Genomic DNA, 17,101 nt, shown 5'->3' with positions numbered 1-17,101 from the left:
GTTTTCAATCTCGCCCGCATCCGCATGAGGGCAGGAATTTTGTCAAGGCGGGCAGGCTTTGCTGTCAAAGGATATTCGGCTGGATGCCCCGCAAGGATTCGAACCTTGATTGACGGAGTCAGAGTCCGCTCTCTTACCATTAGAGGACGGGGCATTGGCCTTCCCCCGGACGTGGTCCGGAAGCGTCAGCGAGCGCGCCTACTAGTTTTGTGTGCGCGCAAGGTCAAGGCCGTGCTGCGCGAGGCATCGCTGAAAGTGCGGCGCGGCGGGCAAATGCGCGCGCTTGCCCTTGGGCGGTGCTTGGGTTAGCTTGGCTGCAGGTGCCGCGCGCAGGCTGTGCGCGTTCGGTGATATGAAAGTACGTGATTTATGGCGGATATGATGCCGCCGGACAGAAATGCCAGGGCTGGCAAGAAACGGGGCGGAAGGTCCGGCAAAGTAGCCGATTTTCGCTACAAACGCGCCCCCCAGCCCGATCCGCGAAAGCGAGGCCGTGACGGTCGCAGCAATGGCATAGCCCAGGCCGGCCATCCGCGCCCGGTGCATGATCTCGACGCCATAGGCACGCTGCGGCCCGGCCATCCGGGCGAGGCCTATGCCGCGCTCGACCTTGGCACCAACAATTGCCGCCTGCTGATCGCGCGGCCATCGGGCCGGGATTTCACGGTGATCGATGCCTTCAGCCGGGTGGTGAAACTGGGCGAAGGGCTGGCCACCAGCGGGCAGCTTTCCGACAAGGCGATGGACCGCACGCTCGCCGCGCTGACGATCTGCGCCGAAAAACTGCAGCGCCGCAATGTCCGCCTTGCCCGCTCGGTCGCAACCGAAGCCTGCCGCCGCGCGGCCAACGGGTTCGATTTCATCGAGCGGGTGCGGCGCGAAACCGGGATCGCGCTCGACATCATCAGCGCCGAGGAAGAAGCGCGCCTTGCAGTGCTGGGCTGCCACATCCTGCTGGAGGCGGGCGACGGACCGGCGATGATCTTCGACATCGGCGGCGGATCGACCGAACTGGTGCTGGTCGAAGCAGGCGGCCCGGAAGCCAGCCGCGTGCCGCGCATCCTCGATTGGCAAAGCGTGCCGTGGGGCGTGGTCTCGCTGACCGACACCGTCGGCCGCAGCGAGGAAGGCGAAACCGCGCGCCTCGCCCGCTATACGCAGATGCGCAAGCTGGTTTCGGACAGTTTCGCGCCCTTCGCCGCGCGGGTTTCCGAGGCCGCAGGGCACGAGGATATCCGCCTGCTCGGCACCAGCGGGACGGTGACGACGCTCGCCAGCCTCTATCTCGAACTGCCGAGCTATGATCGCAAGGCAGTGGACGGGCTGATCGTGCCCGCGCCTGCGATGCGCGACATCAGCGCGCGGCTATCGGTCATGACCCCTTATGAACGCAGCAACCTGCCCTGCATCGGCCAGGATCGCGCCGATCTGGTGGTGGCGGGCTGCGCGATTCTCGAAACGATCCTCGACCTGTGGCCCGCACGGCGGCTGGGCGTGGCCGATCGCGGGATTCGCGAAGGGATCCTGCGCAGCCTGATGGCCGCAGAACTGCGTTCCGAAAGCAGCCTGCGCGCGCTTCAGCAACAGCGCTCAGGAGGGGCCACATCATGAGCCGATCGGACAAGAATCCCTCCAAACGGGTGAAGACCGCCAAGGGCCGCACCGCCAGCCAGGTGCGCTGGCTCGAACGCCAGCTCAACGATCCCTATGTCCGGCAGGCCAAGGCGGATGGTTACCGCAGCCGCGCGGCCTACAAGCTGATCGAACTGGACGAACGGTTTGCCCTGCTCAAGGGCGCGGCCCGCGTGGTCGATCTCGGCATTGCGCCGGGCGGGTGGGCGCAGGTGGTGCGCGCCCGCGTGCCAAAGGCGCAGGTGGTGGGGATCGACCTGCTGCCGGTCGAACCGATCGAGGGCGTGACGATGTTCCAGATGGATTTCATGGCCGATGCCGCCCCGCAGGCGCTGACCGATGCGCTGGGCGGGCAGCCGGATCTGATCCTGTCCGACATGGCCGCCAACACCGTCGGCCACAAGCAGACCGATCACCTGCGCACCATGGGGCTGGTCGAGGCGGCGGCGTGGTTCGCGGTCGATAATCTGGAAGAAGGCGGCGCGTTCGTCGCCAAGGTGCTGGCGGGCGGCACCGATACCGAACTGCTGACGCTGCTGAAAAAGCACTTCACCAGCGTCAAGCACGCCAAACCTCCGGCGAGCCGCAAGGGCTCGTCCGAATGGTATGTGATCGCGCAGAAGTTCAAGGGGCGCGGCCAGGAATAGCGCGCGCCCGATGCGGTCAGCCTATTCGGTGATGACCGTGTCGGGTGACACCGGCTCGTCGGCACCCATCGCGCCCGCTGCTTCGCGCGGCTGGACGTCCGAACCTTCGATCGGCCCGGCGGGTGCATCGCTCTCGGCATCGGCGACCGCAGGCGTGAATTCCGGCAGCGGCAGGCCCGAGCCGAGCGAGTTGAGATAGGCCGAAATCGCGGCGCGTTCCTCGACCTTGCCCAAGCCGGCAAAGCTCATCTTGGTGCCGGGGACGTAGCCCTTGGGGCTTTTCAGCCAGGCGTCCATCTTTTCCCAGGTCCACTGGCCTTCCAGCGCCGACAGTTCGGGGCTGTAGGCAAAGCCGGCCTTGGCCGCGATATCCGCGCCCATGATGGCGTGCAGATTGGGGCCGACGCCGTTGGCCCCGCCCGCTTCGACGCTGTGACAGCTCTGGCACTTGGCGAAGGCTTTTTCGCCCGCAGTCACCAGATCGGCGACCGGGATCGCGGTGAGCGCTTCGTCGATCGACATTTCTGCAGGGCCGGCGGTTTCCTCGACCACGCCTTCGATCACGTAGCCGAGCTGCTCGGGCCGTTCGGGATCGGTGCCGTGGAAGAACTTGCTCGAAAGAATCGAGAGCCCAAGCCCCAGCCCGGCTGCGAACAGCACCCATCCGGCGGCGGTGTTGAACAGATCGCCGCCGCTCTTCTGGACGTCGGCTGTCGGTTGCGTAGAATTGTCCTGTGTCATTGAGGCAGGCCCATAGTGTTGCCCACGGCCCTGCGCAAGAGTCATCATGGCACGAATCCTTGCACCTTTTGCAAGCGGGCTTGCCGCTTCGCCCCCGGCGCTCTAGCAGCTTGGCCATCATGCGCTCCTTTCCCGGCCCTGCCCTTGAAATCGTCGACCGGATGCGGGCTGCTGCCGCTGCCGACCCCGCACGTGCCATCGCCTTTCAGGGATCGCCCGGTGCCAATTCGCATCGCGCGGCGACCGAAGCCCGGCCCGATCTGCTGCCGCTGCCGTGCTTCAGTTTCGAAGACGCGCTCGACGCGGTGAAGGACGGGCGCGCGGGCCACGCGATCATCCCGATCGAGAATTCGCAGCACGGGCGGGTAGCCGATATCCACTTCCTGCTGCCCGAAAGCGGGCTGGGCATCGTCGGCGAGTTTTTCATGCCGATCCATCATGCGTTGATGGCATTGGGAAATGGCCCGTTCGAGGCGGCCTATTCGCATCCGCAGGCGCTCGGCCAGTCGCGCCACTATCTGCGGGCGAAGGGCATCGTGCCGCTCAGCCATGCCGATACCGCGGGCGCGGCGGCTTACGTGGCAGAACGCGGCGACCCGACGGTGGCCGCCATCGCCCCCGCCATCGCCGCCGAGCTGTATGGCCTCACCATCATCGAGCACAATGTCGAGGACAGCCCCGACAACATGACCCGCTTCGTGATCCTCGCCAGCGCACCTCTGCCTGCCGGATCGCTGGCGGGCGAGCCGGTGATGACCACTTTCGTGTTCGAAGTGAAGAACATCCCCGCCGCGCTCTTCAAGGCGCTGGGCGGGTTCGCGACCAACGGGGTCAACATGACCAAGCTGGAATCCTACCAGAAGGGCACCAGCTTTTCCGCGACGGCGTTCTATGCCGACATCATCGGCGCGCCGGGCGATCCGGCGGTCGACCGGGCGTTGGAGGAATGCGCTTTCCATTCCAAGGAATTGCGCATCCTCGGCACCTACCGGCAGGCCCGCGCAAGGGGCTGATCGGGCGCGCTACGGTTTCCCGGTTGCGCCTGCGTGCGCGCCATGCCACCACCCGGCAGGCATGACCGCAGCGGCGCAGACTCTCCCGGCCGAATCACCCGAAGATTCAGGCGTATCGTCCGGTGCCGATGCGGCGGCGTGGCAGAATTTGCGCGATGATGGCGACCTGCAGTTCGCGCCGGTCGAAATTCCCCCGATCAAACCGCGCGAGCCAAGCTGGTTCGAACGGATGCTGGAAGATGTGTTCGCATTTCTGGCCGATCTGCTCGGCCCGGTCGGGCAGACACTGGGTGCATCGTGGTGGTGGTTGCAATGGGTGCTGCTGGCGCTGGTCGTGGTGTTCGTGGCGGTCCAGTTGGTGCGCGCCTTCGGGCCGGGCGGTGAAAGAAACCGCCGGGTGTCTGCCGAGGCCGAAGCGGAGTGGCAGCCCGAACATGCCGCTAGCCTCGCGCTGCTGGAAGATGCCGACCGGCTGGCTGCCGGGGGCCGGTTCGACGAAGCCGCCCGCCTGCTGCTGCAGCGCAGTGTCGGCCAGATCGCCGCCGCCCGTCCGGATTGGGTCGAACCATCCAGCACCGCACGCGAAATTTCGGCGCTGCCCGCCCTGCCCGAAGCCGCGCGGACCGCGTTCCGCATCATCGCCGAACGGGTTGAACGCAGCCTGTTTGCCCTGCGCGCGCTGGACCGCGCCGATTGGGAGGCCGCCCGCGCGGCCTATGCCGATTTCGCGCTCGCCCGCCTCAACACCAGAGAACGCGCGGCATGAGCCAGGGCGTGGCCTTTTCGCGCGGCGGCACGCTGGCATTGCTGGCGGTGGGTTTTGCATTGTTCCTCGCACTGATCTGGCTGATTGCATCGGGCGATGAATTCGGCGGGGGCGGCAATAATGGTCAGGCCCATGCGGCGGGCAAGGGGCTGAACGGCTATGTCGGGCTCACCCGCCTGCTGGAGGCCGAAGGTTACGACGTCACCCGCTCGCGCAGTCCGGCTGGGCTGGAGAGCGAAGGCCTGCTGGTGCTGACCCCGCCGCCCGCCACCGATCCGGAGGAGCTGGGCGAGCTGCTGCGCAAGCGCGAGAATATCGGCCCGACGCTGATAATCCTGCCCAAATGGTCGGCAGAGCGCCCGCCGCCGATCCTGCCCAGCGAAGTGCGCCAGAAGTTCAAGCCGGGCTGGGTCGTTCTCACCGATGCTTATGAACTGGAATGGCCCACCAAACTGCCCGCGCCCTACGCCTTCGAACACAAGTTGGAAACGCTCGAGGCGGACGAGGAGCCGGGTTGGGACGGCTTCGGCCTGAGCGGGCAATTGCCGACGCGCCGCATTCTTTTCACCAGCGAGAAAGATATTCACGAACCGCTGCTGTTCGATGCAGCGGGTCACTGGCTGGCGCTGAGGGTGCTGGGCGAGGAAGACAGCGACTACTATCAGGACGCGCACTGGACGCTGTTCCTCGCCGATCCCGATTTTGCGAATAATTACGGGCTGGCCGACGAGGCGCGCGCCGCCGCCATGCTGGCGCTGGTGCGCGAAGGGACCTATCAGGGCGATATTACCGACATCACCTTCGACCTCACGCTCAACGGCTTCGGCGCGTCGGAAAACCTGCTGACGTTGGCGTTTCGCCCGCCCTTCCTTGCCGCGACCTTGTGCCTGCTGCTGGCGCTGCTGATTATTGGCTGGCGCGCGTTCCAGCGGTTCGGCCCGGCGGCTACGGGCAACGGCCCGGCCATCGCCTTCGGCAAGGAACGGCTGATCGCCAACGGAGCGGGACTGATCCTGCGGGCGCGGCGGTTCGGCCTGCTGGGGGCGCCCTATGCCGCGCTTTCCGCCCGCCGGATCGCAGACCGGCTCGGCCTTGCGCGGCATGATACCGGGGCAATCGACGCCGCGCTCGCCCGCCGCCTGCCGAACGAAGAACCCTTCTCCCGCCGCGCCGCGCGGCTCGAATCCACCGATAGACCCGCCGACATTCTCAGCGCCGCGCAGGCGCTGGACGATCTTACCGCCAAGCTGTGACAGGGATACGCAAGCAATGACCATGAGCCTGAGTGACGTGCGCAGCCTCGCCGATGCCATCCGCGCCGAAATCGCCAAGGCGATCGTCGGGCAGGACGGCATGGTCGATATGCTGCTGGTGGCGCTGCTTTCGGAAGGTCATGTGCTGATGGAAGGGCCGCCGGGCACCGCCAAGACCTTCCTCGCCAATGCCTTCGCGACCGCGCTGGGCCTCGATTTCGGGCGGATCCAGTTCACGCCCGATCTGCTGCCGGGCGATATCCTGGGGTCGAACCTGTTCAACTTCCAGACCAGCCAGTTCACCCTCACCCGCGGGCCGATCTTCTGCGATCTGCTGCTGGCGGACGAGATCAACCGCACTCCGCCCAAGACGCAGGCCGCGCTGCTCGAAGCGATGCAGGAACGGCGCGTGACGCTCGATGGGGAAACCCACCGTCTGCCCGATCGCTTCATGGTGGTGGCGACCCAGAACCCGATCGAGAATCAGGGCGTCTATCCCCTGCCCGAAGCCCAGCTCGACCGGTTCCTGTTCAAGCTGCTGGTGCCCTACCCGGCCGAAGAAGACGAAGCGCGGATCGTTGCCACCTATGGCCAGCGTTCAGGCCCGCAGCGTCCCGCCGATTTGGGCGTGGCCGCAGTCACCAACGCCGCCGGAATCGGCGCGGCGAGCAGCGCATTGGCGCAGGTGACGGTCACGGATGAAATCACCCGCTATGTCGTGCGGCTGATCCGCGCCACCCGCGACCATGCCGAACTGACCGTGGGTGCATCGCCGCGCGCTGCCGTGCTGCTGGCCGGTGCCGCCCGCGCCCGCGCCGCGCTGGAAGGGCGCGATTACGTGATCCCCGATGATGTGAAGGCGCTGGCGGTGCCGGTGCTGCGCCACCGCCTCACCCTGTCGCCCGCCGCCGAGATCGAAGGGCGCGACATGGAAGCGCTGGTGGCCGATCTGGTCGAAAGCACCGAGGCGCCAAGGTGACGGACCGCTGACCCGATGGCCGTGCTCCGCCGCCTTCTCAGCATGATCTTCGCCCCGCTGGGGCCGCTGCTGGTGATCGCCCCGACCGAACGGGCGGTCTGGGCGATTGCGGGCCTTGCGCCGGTCGCGCTGGTGATCGCCGCCACCGCGCCGGGCGCATGGATTATCGCGCCGGTGCTGGGGGCTGCGCTGATCGCGCTGGTGGTGATCGACGCACTGCTATCGGGACGCAATGCCGGGTGGGATATCGACGCCCCCGCCGATACCGAGATCGGCGAGCCTGTTCTGCTTGCCGTTACCGCGCGCTTTGCCGGAGGACGGCGCAAGGCGGTGCAGGCCGCACTGGCCTGCGATCCGCGACTGGCCGAAAGCGGGCGGGTGACATTCACGCTCTCGCCCGAGGTCGATGCACCCGGCTGGCGCGGCGAGGCGCGCGTCACTCCCGTTCGGCGTGGCACTGCCGAGTTCGCCCGCGCATGGCTGCGCTGGGAAGGGCCGCTGGGTCTGGGCGCGCGGCAGGTTTCCTATCCGCTCGACCGCGCGGTGCGCATCTGGCCCGATCTGTCGCCGGTGCGGTCCAAGGACTTGCAGACCTTCCTGCGCAACGCCCAGACCGGCCTGATCGCGCGGCGCATCCGCGGCGAAGGCACCCAGTTCGAAGCGCTGTCGGAATACGAGGCCGGGATGGACCGCCGCCGGATCGACTGGAAGGCGAGCGCGCGCCACAATCACCTCTACGCCCGCGAGAACGAGAGCGAGCGCAACAACCAGATCGTCTTCGCCTTCGATTGCGGGCAGGCGATGTGCGAGCCGGTGGACGGGCTGCCGCGCATCGACCGCGCCGTGTCCGCCGCGCTGACCTGCGCCTATGTCGCGCTGAAGGGCGGTGACAAATGCGCGCTGTTCGGCTTTGCGCAGACCCCGCAGCTGATGACCCCGTTCATCGGCGACACCCGCGCTTTCCACCGCTTGCAGAGCGCCGCAGCGGGCCTCGATTACACCGCGGCGGAACCCAATTTCACCCTTGCGCTGGCGACGCTGACGACCAAGCTGAAGCGCCGTTCGCTGGTGGTGGTGTTTTCCGACTTCACCGATCCCACTGCAGCCGAGATCATGGTCGAAAGCCTCGGGCGGCTGGCGAACAAGCATCTGGTGCTGTTCGTCACCATGGCCGATGCCGAGATCGAGGATCTAATCGCCGCCCCGCCCGGCGATATCGCCACGCTGGCCCGATCCGTCACGGCCGATACGCTTGCCCAGCAGCGCAAGCTGGTGCTGCAGCGCTTGCGGCGGATGGGCATCGACGTGATCGAAGCGCCGTGGGACGCCATCGGCCCGCAGCTGATCGACCGCTATTTCCTCATCAAGAACAGCGAAGCCATAGGATGAGGAGGGGCGGATGAAGGCGCCGGTTCTGTCAGCATGGTTCGGGCGCGGCGCGGTGGCCGCTCCGCCCGACATCGCCAGCGCGGCACTGCGATCGGATCGCTTCCGGTTGGAGCGCGAAGGCGACTGGCGGCGGCTGGAAAGCATCGTCGCGCGGATGGAGCGCGGCGGATTGAAGCGCATCGCGGACGATGATCTGCTCGCCCTGCCCGCGCTCTATCGCACCGCCGCATCCAGCCTTTCGGTCGCGCGCGAAACCAGCCTCGATGCCGCGACGCTGGCCTATCTCGAAGGGTTGGTGCAGCGCGCGTGGTTCCAGGTCTACGGCCCTCCCAAGGGGTTCGCCGCATGGCTGCGCGACTTCGTGCTGGGCGGGTGGAGCCGCGCGGTGCGGGCGATCTGGCTGGATATCTGCATCACCCTGTTCGTGATGGTGGCGGGCGCCATCGTCGGCTGGCTGCTCGTGGCGCGCGACGAGGCATGGTATTACCGGCTCGTCCCCGGCGGGCTGGCCGATACCCGCGTGCCGGGGGCGAGCCGCGAGGAATTGCTGGCCACGCTGGCGACCGAGGAAAGCGCCGTCGGCCTGTCGACCTTTGCCGCCAATCTGTTCAGCAACAATTCGGCCGTCTGCATCCTCGCCTTCGCGCTCGGCTTTGCCTTCGGCATCCCGTCGCTGCTGCTGATGGTGCACAACATGGCGATGCTAGGCGCGATCCTGTGGCTGTTTTCGGGTCAGGGGCTGACGCTGGAACTGTCCGCGTGGCTCAGCGTCCACGGCACCACCGAGATTTTCGGCATCCTGCTGTCGGGCGCGGCGGGGCTGCATATCGGCCGCAGCATGGCCTTTCCCGGAACGCGGCCGGTGCTGGTCGCGGCTGCCGAGGCAGGGCAACGCGGCGCGGTGGTGATGGTGGGCGTGGTGATCATGATGATTGTCGCTGCTTTGCTCGAAGCCTTTCCGCGCCAGCTGGTCGACGGCACCGGTTCGCGGTTCCTGATCGGCGGGATGATGCTGGCCTTCTGGCTCGCCTATTTCTTCCTCTATCGCCCGCGCCGGGCGGGGCCGGAACAGGCATGAGCGCCGCCGCCCTCCCCGCAAACAAGCGCAGGCGCATGATGGTCACGCCCGAAGGGCTGGCGCTGCCGATCACCATTGCCTCACGCGGGAGCCGGGCGGGCGCGCTGATCATCGACGTGATCATCATCATCGCAGGGTTGATCGCGTTCAACCTGCTGGTGCGATGGATCGCGGGCGGGTTGCTGGACGGCACTGTGCTCGATGTCGAGGCCGCACCGCGCGGGGCGCAGGAATTCCTGCAGATCCTGCTGGTGATCGCCGGTTTCGTGACGTGGTACGGCTATTTCCTCGTGCAGGAACTCGGCCCGCGCGGCGCGACATTCGGGAAACGGCTGGTCGGCATCCGGATCGCTGCGCGCAGCGGCGGGCGGCTGGCTGCCGAAGCGGTGATCGCCCGCAACCTGCTGCGCGATATCGAATTGTTCTATCCGCTGGTGTTCATTCTGGCGATGCTGATCGGCGCGACGATGGGCGAAGATCTCGGCACGCTGGCATGGGCGGCGACTGCGTGGTTCGCGCTGTTCCTGCTGCTGCCGTTCTTCAACCGCGAGGCGCTGCGCGCAGGCGACATCATCGCCGGGACGTGGGTGGTCGAAACCCCGCGCACACGGCTCGCCAAAACGCTGTCGACCCAGGGCGCAGCCGCCGCGTCGGGGGCAAGCGACGTCACCGGCATGCGTTATGCATTCGGCGAGGCGGAACTTTCGGTCTATGGCGAAAAGGAATTGCAGACGCTCGAGCGGATGCTGCGCGAATCCTCGCCCGAGGCGCTCGCCACGGTCCACGCCGCCATCTGCCGCAAGATCGGCTGGGATCCGGGCGCGGGCGACGAGCGGGCTTTTCTCGAAGCCTTCTATGGGCAATTGCGCGCAAAGCTGGAGGGCGAGATGCGTTTCGGCAAACGGAAAGCGGACAAGTTCTCATGAGGATCGATCGGCGACATTTCATTGGCGGCACGCTGGCGCTGGGCGCGGCGGCGTGCATTCCGCCCGATCAGGCTCCGGCGGGACGGCTGGCGGCGGAGCTGCGCCTGATCGAAGGCGAGGCGGATGGGACGCTGGGGGTCGAACTGTTCGACACCGGCAGCGGGCTGTCGGTGGGACTGAACAGCGACCGGCGGTTCGGGCATTGCTCCTCGTTCAAGCTGTCGCTGGCGGCGATGGTGCTGGAACGCGATGCGGCAGGGGCCATCGACGCAGACAAGCTGGTGCGCTGGTCGCAGGATGACCTGATGCACGTCTCGCCCTTCACTACGCAGCGGCTGGAGGACGGCGCGAGCATGCGCGAGCTGGCCGAATTCACGCAGAAATATTCCGATAACGCCGCCGCCAACGTGCTGCTGCGCGAACTGGGCGGGCCGGCCGCGCTGACCGCATTCTGGCGCAACATAGGCGACGGCGTGAGCCGGCTCGACCGCACCGAACCCGAACTCAACAATGTCCCGGTCACAGAATTCCGCGACACCACCACGCCCGCCGCAATGGCGCGGACTGTGGCGAAGCTGGTTTACGGCGACGTGCTGCCCGAAGCGGAGCGGGCGAGCCTGCGGCAATGGATGATCGACACGCCAACGGGTGTGCGCCGGGTGCGTGCCGGGTTGCCCGAAGGCTGGGTGGCAGGCGACAAGACCGGCACCTCGATCTGGCCGGGGATCGGCAGCATCTATGTCGATATCGGCTTCGCCGAAGCGCCCGAGGGCCGCGCGCCGATCACCTTCGCCACCTATTTCCGCGCGCGCGAAACTCATGACGGAATGGATCCGGCCGCCGAAGCGGCGCTGGCGCGGGTCGGCGGCGTAATCAAGGAGTTTGCGGAACCGGAACGGGGGCTGCCGATCATCGGGAAGCTCTATTAGGCAGTCGCCGACTGATACATATAACTTCAAATATTCAAATACTTATCTCTCAAAAATTCATTGACTCTCCGGTTCTGAGAGCCCAGCTTCAAGCCACGGGAGGACATCGAAGGAGAGACACATGTTTCGAAAAGTCGCAATGCTGGGACTCGCACCGCTTGGTCTGTTGACCGGCGCGGGCGTTGCGAATGCCAGCATCAACCAGCAGTGCCCCTATGAAATTATGGACTGGGACGCGGATCCGGCGCTGATCGAGGAGCTTTGTGAGGAATGGCGCCGCAGCCTGCCGCCGCCGATCCGCAGTTGCGACCCCAAGACCACATGCCCGTTCTCGCCGCTGCCCCCGTCGGCACCGCCGCCGGACGACCATCACCCGCTTTAGAATCGAGCATGAATCCGCGGTCCCGTTTGGGACCGCGGCATTCCCTTACTCTTGCGGAACTGTCCGAGCTTAGTGATCCGGCGTCGCCGAAGCCTTGTCCTCACCGCCGAAGATCGCGACCTCGTTCAAGCCATCGCTGGTCGCGCGGCCGCGATACATTCCGCTGGTGTTGAAGCTGAAGATCGCTTCTCCCGACGGCGTGACAAGGATCACCCCGCCATCGCCGCCGAGGTCCGCGACATCGGCCATGACGGCGTCGGCGATACCTTGTGCACCATCCCCGGTCATCCGCAACTGCGTGCAAATCTCGTGCGCCACGCCGACGCGCAGGAAATACTCGCCCCACCCCGTCGCTGACACCGCGCAGCTGCGATTGTCCGCATAGGTTCCCGCGCCGATCACCGGCGCATCGCCAACGCGGCCCCAGCGCTTGCCGGTCATCCCGCCGGTCGATGTGCCCGCCGCAAGGTTCCCCTGCTGGTCGAGCGCCACCGCGCCCACCGTGCCGAACTTGTGATCGACATCCAGCGCCGAAAGCTGCTTCGCCTTCATCCGCTCCAGCGCCTCGCGCCGCGCCGGGGTGGCGAAATATTCGGGCGGGGTGACGGCAATGCCCTTTTCCGCCGCGAAGGCCTCTGCGCCCGCGCCCATCAGCATCACGTGCTCGCTCTGGGTGCGAACGGTATCCGCCAGCAGGATCGGGTTCTTGACCGTCTTCACCCCGGCCACCGCGCCTGCCGAACGATCCCGCCCGTCCATGATCGAAGAATCGAGTTCGTTGGTCCCGTCCCAGGTAAACACCGCGCCCTTGCCCGCATTGAACAGCGGCGAATCCTCCATCGGAATGATCGCCGCCTTCACCGCATCCATCGCACTGCCGCCCTCGGCCAGCACCTTGGCCCCGGCATCGAGCGCGGTCTGCAAGGCGGCCTCGTATGCAGCGCGGCGCTCCGGCGTCATCGCGTCGCGATTGAGCGTCCCCGCTCCCCCGTGGATCGCAATCGACCACTTCAGCTCAGGCGGCGGTGCGTCATCCTGAGCCATGGCGGCGGCGGGCATCAGGGCGAGCGCGATCAGCGTGATGAGGTTCTTCATGGGCGCAAGGTGTAACGCGCACCTGAAGCTTGCGCCAGCTTAACAGCGCGCTTCATCCCCGCTAGAGCGAGGCCCATGATCCTGCGCCCTGCCACCATCGAAGATGCGCCCGCCCTTGCCCGGCTCGGCGCGGAGAGTTTCGTCGCCGCTTTCGGGCACCTTTACCGCGAGGAAGACCTCGCCGCTTTCCTGGTGCAGGTGCATGATCCCGCCGCCGTGGCCGAGGAAATCGCGGGCGACGAATGCACCCATTGCCTCGTCGATGATGGCGGCGAACTGGTGGCCTTCTGCAAGCTGCGCTACCCCAGCCACTACGCCCACCATACCGCTGCCCGCGATCCGATCGAACTCGGCCAGCTTTACGCGCTGCCGGGCTATACCGGCGCGGGGCTCGGCGCGCGGCTGATGGACTGGGCGCTGGGTGTGGCGCGCGAGCGGGCGCACGACAGCGTCCTCCTGTCGGTCTATTCGGAGAATTTCGGCGCGCAGCGGTTTTATCAGCGCTATGGCTTTGGCAAGATTGCCGACATCACATTTCCGGTGGGCGAGCAACTCGACCCGGAATTCCTCTACGAACTGCGACTGGGAGAGAACGCATGACCACTTTCGGCAAAGACACCACGGCCGACGAGGTGCTGGCAGACAAGGATCTGAGCGGGCAGACCGTTTTCATCACCGGCGCCAATTCCGGTCTCGGGCAGGAAGCCGCCCGCGCGATGGCCGCGCGCGGCGCGCATGTGGTGATGGCAGGGCGCGATCAGGGCAAGCTGGACGAGGCGGTCGCGGCGATCCGCGGCGAACATCCCGATGCGCAGCTCGACACGATCGTTTGCGATCTGGGCAACCTCGAAAGCATCCGCGCCGCGACCTCGCGCGCTCGCCAGCGCTTCGATAAAATCGACATCCTGATCAACAATGCCGGTGTCATGGCGTCGCCCCTGATGCACACCGCCGACGGGTTTGAGCTGCAATTCGGCACCAATCATCTCGGCCACTTTGCGCTGACCGGCGAGTTGATGCCGCTGATCGAACGGGGCACGACCAAGCGCATCGTCAACCTCTCCAGCCGCGCGCATCACATGGCGCCGACCAATCTCGACGACCCCAATTTCGAGCAGCGCGATTACAACCCCTGGGTCAGCTACGGCAATGCCAAGACCGCCAATGTGCTGTTCACCGTGGAGCTCGAACGCCGCTACGCGCTGCGCGACATCCATGCCTATGCGGTGCATCCGGGCGGCATCAACACCAACCTGAGCCGCCACCTCGACGAGGAAATGACCGCCGCACTGATCGAGCGGGTCAAGAAAAGCGATGACAATTTCGCCTTCAAAACCATCCCGCAGGGCGCAGCGACCACCTGCTGGGCCGCGACCGCACCGGAACTGGAAGGCAAGGGCGGGGTCTATTGCGAGGATTGCCACGTCGCCGAGGTGGACGACGAATCCTCCGCTGGCGGCGTGCGCTCCTACGCGCTCGATCCCGACTCGGCGCGGCGGCTGTGGGCGATCAGCGAGGACATGACCGGGGTTCAATACCCCGACTAGAGCGCTCTAGCTGGCGACAAAATCCTTGAGCAGCGCCAGCACGTCCTTCGCCTCGCGCGTCGGGGTGATCGCCATGAACACGTGCGGGGCGGCTTCGTATTCGTACAGTTTCGCATCGACCCCGGCGGTGCGGAGCCGGTCCGCGAACGTGCGCGAATCGACGATGAACAGGTCGTGCCGTCCGGTCCAGATGCGGGTGGGGGGCAGCAGCGCCAGTTCCGTTTCCGGCGTGTAGAGCGGGCTGACCTCGGCGCTGGCCGGATCGCGCGCGCCTGCCACCATTGCCCCGCAGTCGCGCAGGGTGCCGATCTTGAGCATGATGTCATGCGGTTCGACCGCCGCAATCGCAGGGTCGGCCAGCGTCAGATCGAGCCACGGGGCGAACAGCGCCAGCTTGCCCGGCATCGGCGCGCCCTTCCGCGCCAGCCGCAACGCGAGCGCCAGCGCCATATGCCCGCCTGCACTGTCGCCGTTGAGGATGATCTTTGCCGGATCGTGATGCTCGGCCAGCGTCGCGAACACCGCATCGGCCATTGCATCCTGCGCCGCGTGCGGGGCTTCGGGCACTACGGGATAGAGCGGCACGGTGACGCTGATCCCGCAGGACTTCACCATCGCGGCCACCAGCGGCCAGTGCACCTTGAACATCGGCTGCACGAACCCGCCGCCGTGGAAATACAGCATGTGCCAGGCGCCGGGGCCGGATTTGGGGTGGATCGTCACCACCGGATGCCCCCCCGCTTCCCAGTCTGCGACCTGAAAATCGCGGCGAAACTTGTCCGGCATCGGCGCATCTTCGGGCAAGCGGCGGTTCGCCATGCGCTGTTCAAATCCCTCGGCAGTGTGCGGAAACACCGGCTTGCCGAGCCCCATCAGCCACTTGACCCCGCGCAGGATCAGGCTGGGCTTGGCACTGCGCAGTTCGGTCGCGGTGTCGGTCGGCATCGGCATTCCCCTTTGCCGCCAGACTGACGCTGCACCCGGCCAAGTCAAGCAGGCGTGCTTGTCATTGCCCAGTCACGCACGGATGGCTATATGCAGCCCCATGTCTTCCATTCGGCCCTGGCGCACAATCGAACGGCGCAAATGTCGCCAGATCATGGTGGGGAATGTCCCCGTTGGCGGTGATGCGCCCATCACCGTGCAGACCATGACCAACACCCCGACCGAGGACGTGCGCGCCACGCTCGACCAGATCAGGCGGTGCGAGGAAGTGGGCGCGGACATCATCCGCGTCTCCTGCCCGACCGAGGAATCGACCCGCGATTTCAAGAAAATCACGCGCGGCGCGAACATTCCGATCGTGGCGGACATCCACTTCCACTACAAACGCGCACTCGAAGCCGCCGATGCGGGCGCGGCGTGCTTGCGGATCAACCCCGGCAATATCGGTTCGTCCCAGCGCGTCGCCGAGGTCGTGCGCGCGGCCAAGGCCAACGGCTGCGCGATCCGCATCGGCGTGAACGCGGGAAGCCTCGAGAAAGACCTGCTCGAAAAATACGGCGAGCCCTGCCCCGAAGCGCTGATCGAAAGCGCGCTGGATCACATCAAGCTGTTGCAGGACCACGATTTCCACGAATTCAAGGTGGCGGTGAAGGCGTCCGACGTGTTCCTCGCCGTCGCGGCCTATCATGGCCTCGCCGAAACGGTCGATTGCCCGCTGCACCTGGGCATCACCGAAGCAGGCGGGCTGATCGGCGGGACGGTGAAGTCGAGTATCGGCATGGGCAGCCTGCTGTGGGCGGGCATCGGGGACACGATCCGCGTCAGCCTTTCTGCCGAGCCGGAGGAAGAGATCAAGGTCGGCTACCACATGCTCAAGGCATTGGGCCTGCGCACCCGCGGTGTGCGGGTGGTGTCGTGCCCGTCATGCTCGCGGCAGGGCTTTGACGTGATCCGCACGGTCGAAACGCTGGAAAAGCGGCTCGAACACATCAAGACCCCGATGAGCCTTTCGGTGCTGGGCTGCGTCGTCAACGGCCCGGGCGAAGCGCGCGAGACCGATATCGGCCTCACCGGCGGCGGCAATGGCAAGCATATGGTCTATCTTTCGGGCATGAAAGCCCACGCGATCGACGATGAAGCAATGCTCGATCATATCGTCCGGCTGGTGGAGGAAAAGGCCGCCGCCATCGATGCGGGCGAAGCCACTGCCTTCGATCCCCACGCCGCGCCGCAACAATCCGCCGAAGCCGCCGAGTGATCCGCGCGATCATCGCCGGAGGTGTGGCGCTGGCGCTGGGCGCTTGCGCGACGACACCCAACGCAAGCCCGGCCGCCCCCGCCCACCCCGAGGCGAAATCCTATGCCGTCACGCCCGATGCGATGGGCGATGTCGATGCCGCGCTCGCCCGCGCCGCTGGCAATGGCAAACGCGTGCTGCTGGTGATGGGCGGCAACTGGTGCCACGATAGCCGCGCGCTGGCCGGTTGGCTCGAAGCCCCACGCCTTTCCGCGCTGGTGGCGGAGCGTTACGAGCTGGTGTTCGTCAATGTCGGCCTGCCGCAGACCGGCGACGGGCATAACCTCGCCGTGCCGCAGCGCTTCGGCCTTGCCGAACTGCCCGGCACGCCCGCGCTGCTGGTGCTGACTGCCGCAGGCCAGCCGGTGAACCTCGATACTGCCGCCAGCTGGCGTAATGCCGCCACCCGCAGCGAGGATGCGATTGTCGCCGAACTCGAAGCGCTGGCCGAGGCTCCCGCGCCCGCCGCCGATTGAGCGGGC

19 protein-coding genes and 1 tRNA gene are annotated in these 17,101 nt (G+C 66.4%); 15 read left to right on the top strand and 5 right to left on the bottom strand.

The features are described from left to right. Positions 1-80 precede the first annotated feature (80 nt). Positions 81-154, bottom strand: a tRNA-Gln gene (locus Q0L48_RS10925). 47 nt (positions 155-201) lie between these two features. Further along, the gene (locus Q0L48_RS10920) at positions 202-546 is read right to left on the bottom strand and encodes a hypothetical protein (protein ID WP_296720857.1); all 345 of its coding nucleotides are present in this window, start codon (positions 544-546) and stop codon (positions 202-204) included. On the opposite strand from Q0L48_RS10920, the gene Q0L48_RS10915 reads away from it, so the two are divergent. Together Q0L48_RS10915 and Q0L48_RS10910 are read left to right on the top strand one after the other, a co-directional pair. Then, positions 541-1,611, top strand: a complete 1,071-nt coding sequence (locus Q0L48_RS10915; protein WP_296720855.1) for a Ppx/GppA phosphatase family protein — start codon at positions 541-543, stop codon at positions 1,609-1,611. The genes Q0L48_RS10920 and Q0L48_RS10915 overlap by 6 nt on opposite strands. After that, positions 1,608-2,279: an RlmE family RNA methyltransferase gene (locus Q0L48_RS10910; protein ID WP_296720852.1), complete on the top strand. Its 672-nt coding sequence runs from the start codon at positions 1,608-1,610 to the stop codon at positions 2,277-2,279. The genes Q0L48_RS10915 and Q0L48_RS10910 overlap by 4 nt, the downstream gene beginning before the upstream one ends. A gap of 21 nt (positions 2,280-2,300) precedes the next feature. On the opposite strand, the gene Q0L48_RS10905 is transcribed toward Q0L48_RS10910, so the two are convergent. Then, the gene (locus tag Q0L48_RS10905; protein WP_296720851.1) at positions 2,301-3,020 is read right to left on the bottom strand and encodes a c-type cytochrome; all 720 of its coding nucleotides are present in this window, start codon (positions 3,018-3,020) and stop codon (positions 2,301-2,303) included. Between the two features lie 119 nt (positions 3,021-3,139). On the opposite strand from Q0L48_RS10905, the gene Q0L48_RS10900 reads away from it, so the two are divergent. The 9 genes from Q0L48_RS10900 to Q0L48_RS10860 all read left to right on the top strand — a co-directional run bounded on the left by Q0L48_RS10900 (position 3,140) and on the right by Q0L48_RS10860 (position 11,735). Continuing rightward, positions 3,140-4,033 (top strand): prephenate dehydratase, encoded by an 894-nt coding sequence (locus Q0L48_RS10900; protein WP_296720848.1) that lies wholly within the window; start codon positions 3,140-3,142, stop codon positions 4,031-4,033. 61 nt (positions 4,034-4,094) lie between these two features. After that, the gene (locus Q0L48_RS10895) at positions 4,095-4,799 is read left to right on the top strand and encodes a hypothetical protein (protein ID WP_296720846.1); all 705 of its coding nucleotides are present in this window, start codon (positions 4,095-4,097) and stop codon (positions 4,797-4,799) included. Further along, the gene (locus tag Q0L48_RS10890; RefSeq protein ID WP_296720844.1) at positions 4,796-6,052 is read left to right on the top strand and encodes a DUF4350 domain-containing protein; all 1,257 of its coding nucleotides are present in this window, start codon (positions 4,796-4,798) and stop codon (positions 6,050-6,052) included. The genes Q0L48_RS10895 and Q0L48_RS10890 overlap by 4 nt, the downstream gene beginning before the upstream one ends. Before the next feature lie 16 nt (positions 6,053-6,068). Next, entirely contained in the window at positions 6,069-7,031 is a 963-nt protein-coding gene (locus Q0L48_RS10885) for a MoxR family ATPase (RefSeq protein WP_296720842.1), read from the top strand. 15 nt (positions 7,032-7,046) lie between these two features. Beyond that, a complete protein-coding gene (locus Q0L48_RS10880) occupies positions 7,047-8,420 on the top strand; it encodes a DUF58 domain-containing protein (protein ID WP_296720839.1) in 1,374 nt (457 codons plus the stop codon). A 10-nt stretch (positions 8,421-8,430) separates the two neighbouring features. Beyond that, positions 8,431-9,498, top strand: coding sequence for a stage II sporulation protein M (locus Q0L48_RS10875; protein WP_296720836.1), 1,068 nt, complete (start codon positions 8,431-8,433; stop codon positions 9,496-9,498). Further along, positions 9,495-10,424: an RDD family protein gene (locus Q0L48_RS10870; RefSeq protein WP_296720833.1), complete on the top strand. Its 930-nt coding sequence runs from the start codon at positions 9,495-9,497 to the stop codon at positions 10,422-10,424. Before Q0L48_RS10875 ends, Q0L48_RS10870 begins: the two co-directional genes overlap by 4 nt. Continuing rightward, positions 10,421-11,353, top strand: a complete 933-nt coding sequence (gene bla / locus Q0L48_RS10865; protein WP_296720831.1) for a class A beta-lactamase — start codon at positions 10,421-10,423, stop codon at positions 11,351-11,353. The genes Q0L48_RS10870 and bla overlap by 4 nt, the downstream gene beginning before the upstream one ends. 121 nt (positions 11,354-11,474) lie before the next feature. Next, entirely contained in the window at positions 11,475-11,735 is a 261-nt protein-coding gene (locus tag Q0L48_RS10860; protein WP_296720830.1) for a hypothetical protein, read from the top strand. A 69-nt stretch (positions 11,736-11,804) separates the two neighbouring features. Here Q0L48_RS10860 and Q0L48_RS10855 read toward each other — a convergent pair whose 3' ends face one another. After that, the gene (locus Q0L48_RS10855) at positions 11,805-12,830 is read right to left on the bottom strand and encodes an isoaspartyl peptidase/L-asparaginase family protein (RefSeq protein ID WP_296720828.1); all 1,026 of its coding nucleotides are present in this window, start codon (positions 12,828-12,830) and stop codon (positions 11,805-11,807) included. A 75-nt stretch (positions 12,831-12,905) separates the two neighbouring features. Here Q0L48_RS10855 and Q0L48_RS10850 point away from each other — a divergent pair, with 75 nt between their 5' ends. Continuing rightward, positions 12,906-13,430, top strand: a complete 525-nt coding sequence (locus tag Q0L48_RS10850) for a GNAT family N-acetyltransferase (RefSeq protein WP_296720826.1) — start codon at positions 12,906-12,908, stop codon at positions 13,428-13,430. Continuing rightward, positions 13,427-14,377, top strand: coding sequence for an oxidoreductase (locus Q0L48_RS10845; RefSeq protein ID WP_296720824.1), 951 nt, complete (start codon positions 13,427-13,429; stop codon positions 14,375-14,377). The genes Q0L48_RS10850 and Q0L48_RS10845 overlap by 4 nt, the downstream gene beginning before the upstream one ends. Positions 14,378-14,383: 6 nt before the next feature. Here the strand turns inward: Q0L48_RS10845 and Q0L48_RS10840 are convergent, their stop codons facing one another. Continuing rightward, positions 14,384-15,322, bottom strand: coding sequence for an alpha/beta hydrolase (locus tag Q0L48_RS10840; protein WP_296720820.1), 939 nt, complete (start codon positions 15,320-15,322; stop codon positions 14,384-14,386). A 100-nt stretch (positions 15,323-15,422) separates the two neighbouring features. Between Q0L48_RS10840 and ispG the strand changes: the two genes are divergently transcribed. Beyond that, positions 15,423-16,580 carry a flavodoxin-dependent (E)-4-hydroxy-3-methylbut-2-enyl-diphosphate synthase gene (gene ispG / locus Q0L48_RS10835; protein WP_296720817.1) on the top strand — a complete coding sequence of 386 codons (1,158 nt, stop codon included), beginning with the start codon at positions 15,423-15,425 and terminating at the stop codon, positions 16,578-16,580. Next, on the top strand, positions 16,577-17,095 hold the full coding sequence (locus Q0L48_RS10830; RefSeq protein ID WP_296720814.1) for a thioredoxin family protein: 519 nt from the start codon (positions 16,577-16,579) through the stop codon (positions 17,093-17,095). Before ispG ends, Q0L48_RS10830 begins: the two co-directional genes overlap by 4 nt. Positions 17,096-17,101 lie beyond the last annotated feature (6 nt).

Origin of the sequence: Erythrobacter sp. (assembly GCF_024305245.1) — a bacterium.
GTDB lineage: Bacteria > Pseudomonadota > Alphaproteobacteria > Sphingomonadales > Sphingomonadaceae > Erythrobacter.
Note: the sequence above shows the minus strand (reverse complement) of the source record. Positions and strands in the feature narration are given on the sequence as shown.

Bases quoted from the DNA above. Each gene is read 5' to 3' on its own strand.
- Q0L48_RS10895 (WP_296720846.1), top strand. From the start codon at position 4,095: ATGACCGCAGCGGCGCAGACTCTCCCGGCCGAATCACCCGAAGATTCA.
- Q0L48_RS10840 (WP_296720820.1), bottom strand. From the start codon at position 15,322: ATGCCGACCGACACCGCGACCGAACTGCGCAGTGCCAAGCCCAGCCTG.
- Q0L48_RS10890 (WP_296720844.1), top strand. From the start codon at position 4,796: ATGAGCCAGGGCGTGGCCTTTTCGCGCGGCGGCACGCTGGCATTGCTG.
- Q0L48_RS10910 (WP_296720852.1), top strand. From the start codon at position 1,608: ATGAGCCGATCGGACAAGAATCCCTCCAAACGGGTGAAGACCGCCAAG.
- ispG (WP_296720817.1), top strand. From the start codon at position 15,423: ATGTCTTCCATTCGGCCCTGGCGCACAATCGAACGGCGCAAATGTCGC.
- bla (WP_296720831.1), top strand. From the start codon at position 10,421: ATGAGGATCGATCGGCGACATTTCATTGGCGGCACGCTGGCGCTGGGC.
- Q0L48_RS10900 (WP_296720848.1), top strand. From the start codon at position 3,140: ATGCGCTCCTTTCCCGGCCCTGCCCTTGAAATCGTCGACCGGATGCGG.
- Q0L48_RS10920 (WP_296720857.1), bottom strand. From the start codon at position 546: ATGCACCGGGCGCGGATGGCCGGCCTGGGCTATGCCATTGCTGCGACC.
- Q0L48_RS10875 (WP_296720836.1), top strand. From the start codon at position 8,431: ATGAAGGCGCCGGTTCTGTCAGCATGGTTCGGGCGCGGCGCGGTGGCC.
- Q0L48_RS10905 (WP_296720851.1), bottom strand. From the start codon at position 3,020: ATGACACAGGACAATTCTACGCAACCGACAGCCGACGTCCAGAAGAGC.
- Q0L48_RS10855 (WP_296720828.1), bottom strand. From the start codon at position 12,830: ATGAAGAACCTCATCACGCTGATCGCGCTCGCCCTGATGCCCGCCGCC.
- Q0L48_RS10845 (WP_296720824.1), top strand. From the start codon at position 13,427: ATGACCACTTTCGGCAAAGACACCACGGCCGACGAGGTGCTGGCAGAC.
- Q0L48_RS10860 (WP_296720830.1), top strand. From the start codon at position 11,475: ATGTTTCGAAAAGTCGCAATGCTGGGACTCGCACCGCTTGGTCTGTTG.
- Q0L48_RS10850 (WP_296720826.1), top strand. From the start codon at position 12,906: ATGATCCTGCGCCCTGCCACCATCGAAGATGCGCCCGCCCTTGCCCGG.
- Q0L48_RS10885 (WP_296720842.1), top strand. From the start codon at position 6,069: ATGACCATGAGCCTGAGTGACGTGCGCAGCCTCGCCGATGCCATCCGC.
- Q0L48_RS10880 (WP_296720839.1), top strand. From the start codon at position 7,047: ATGGCCGTGCTCCGCCGCCTTCTCAGCATGATCTTCGCCCCGCTGGGG.
- Q0L48_RS10870 (WP_296720833.1), top strand. From the start codon at position 9,495: ATGAGCGCCGCCGCCCTCCCCGCAAACAAGCGCAGGCGCATGATGGTC.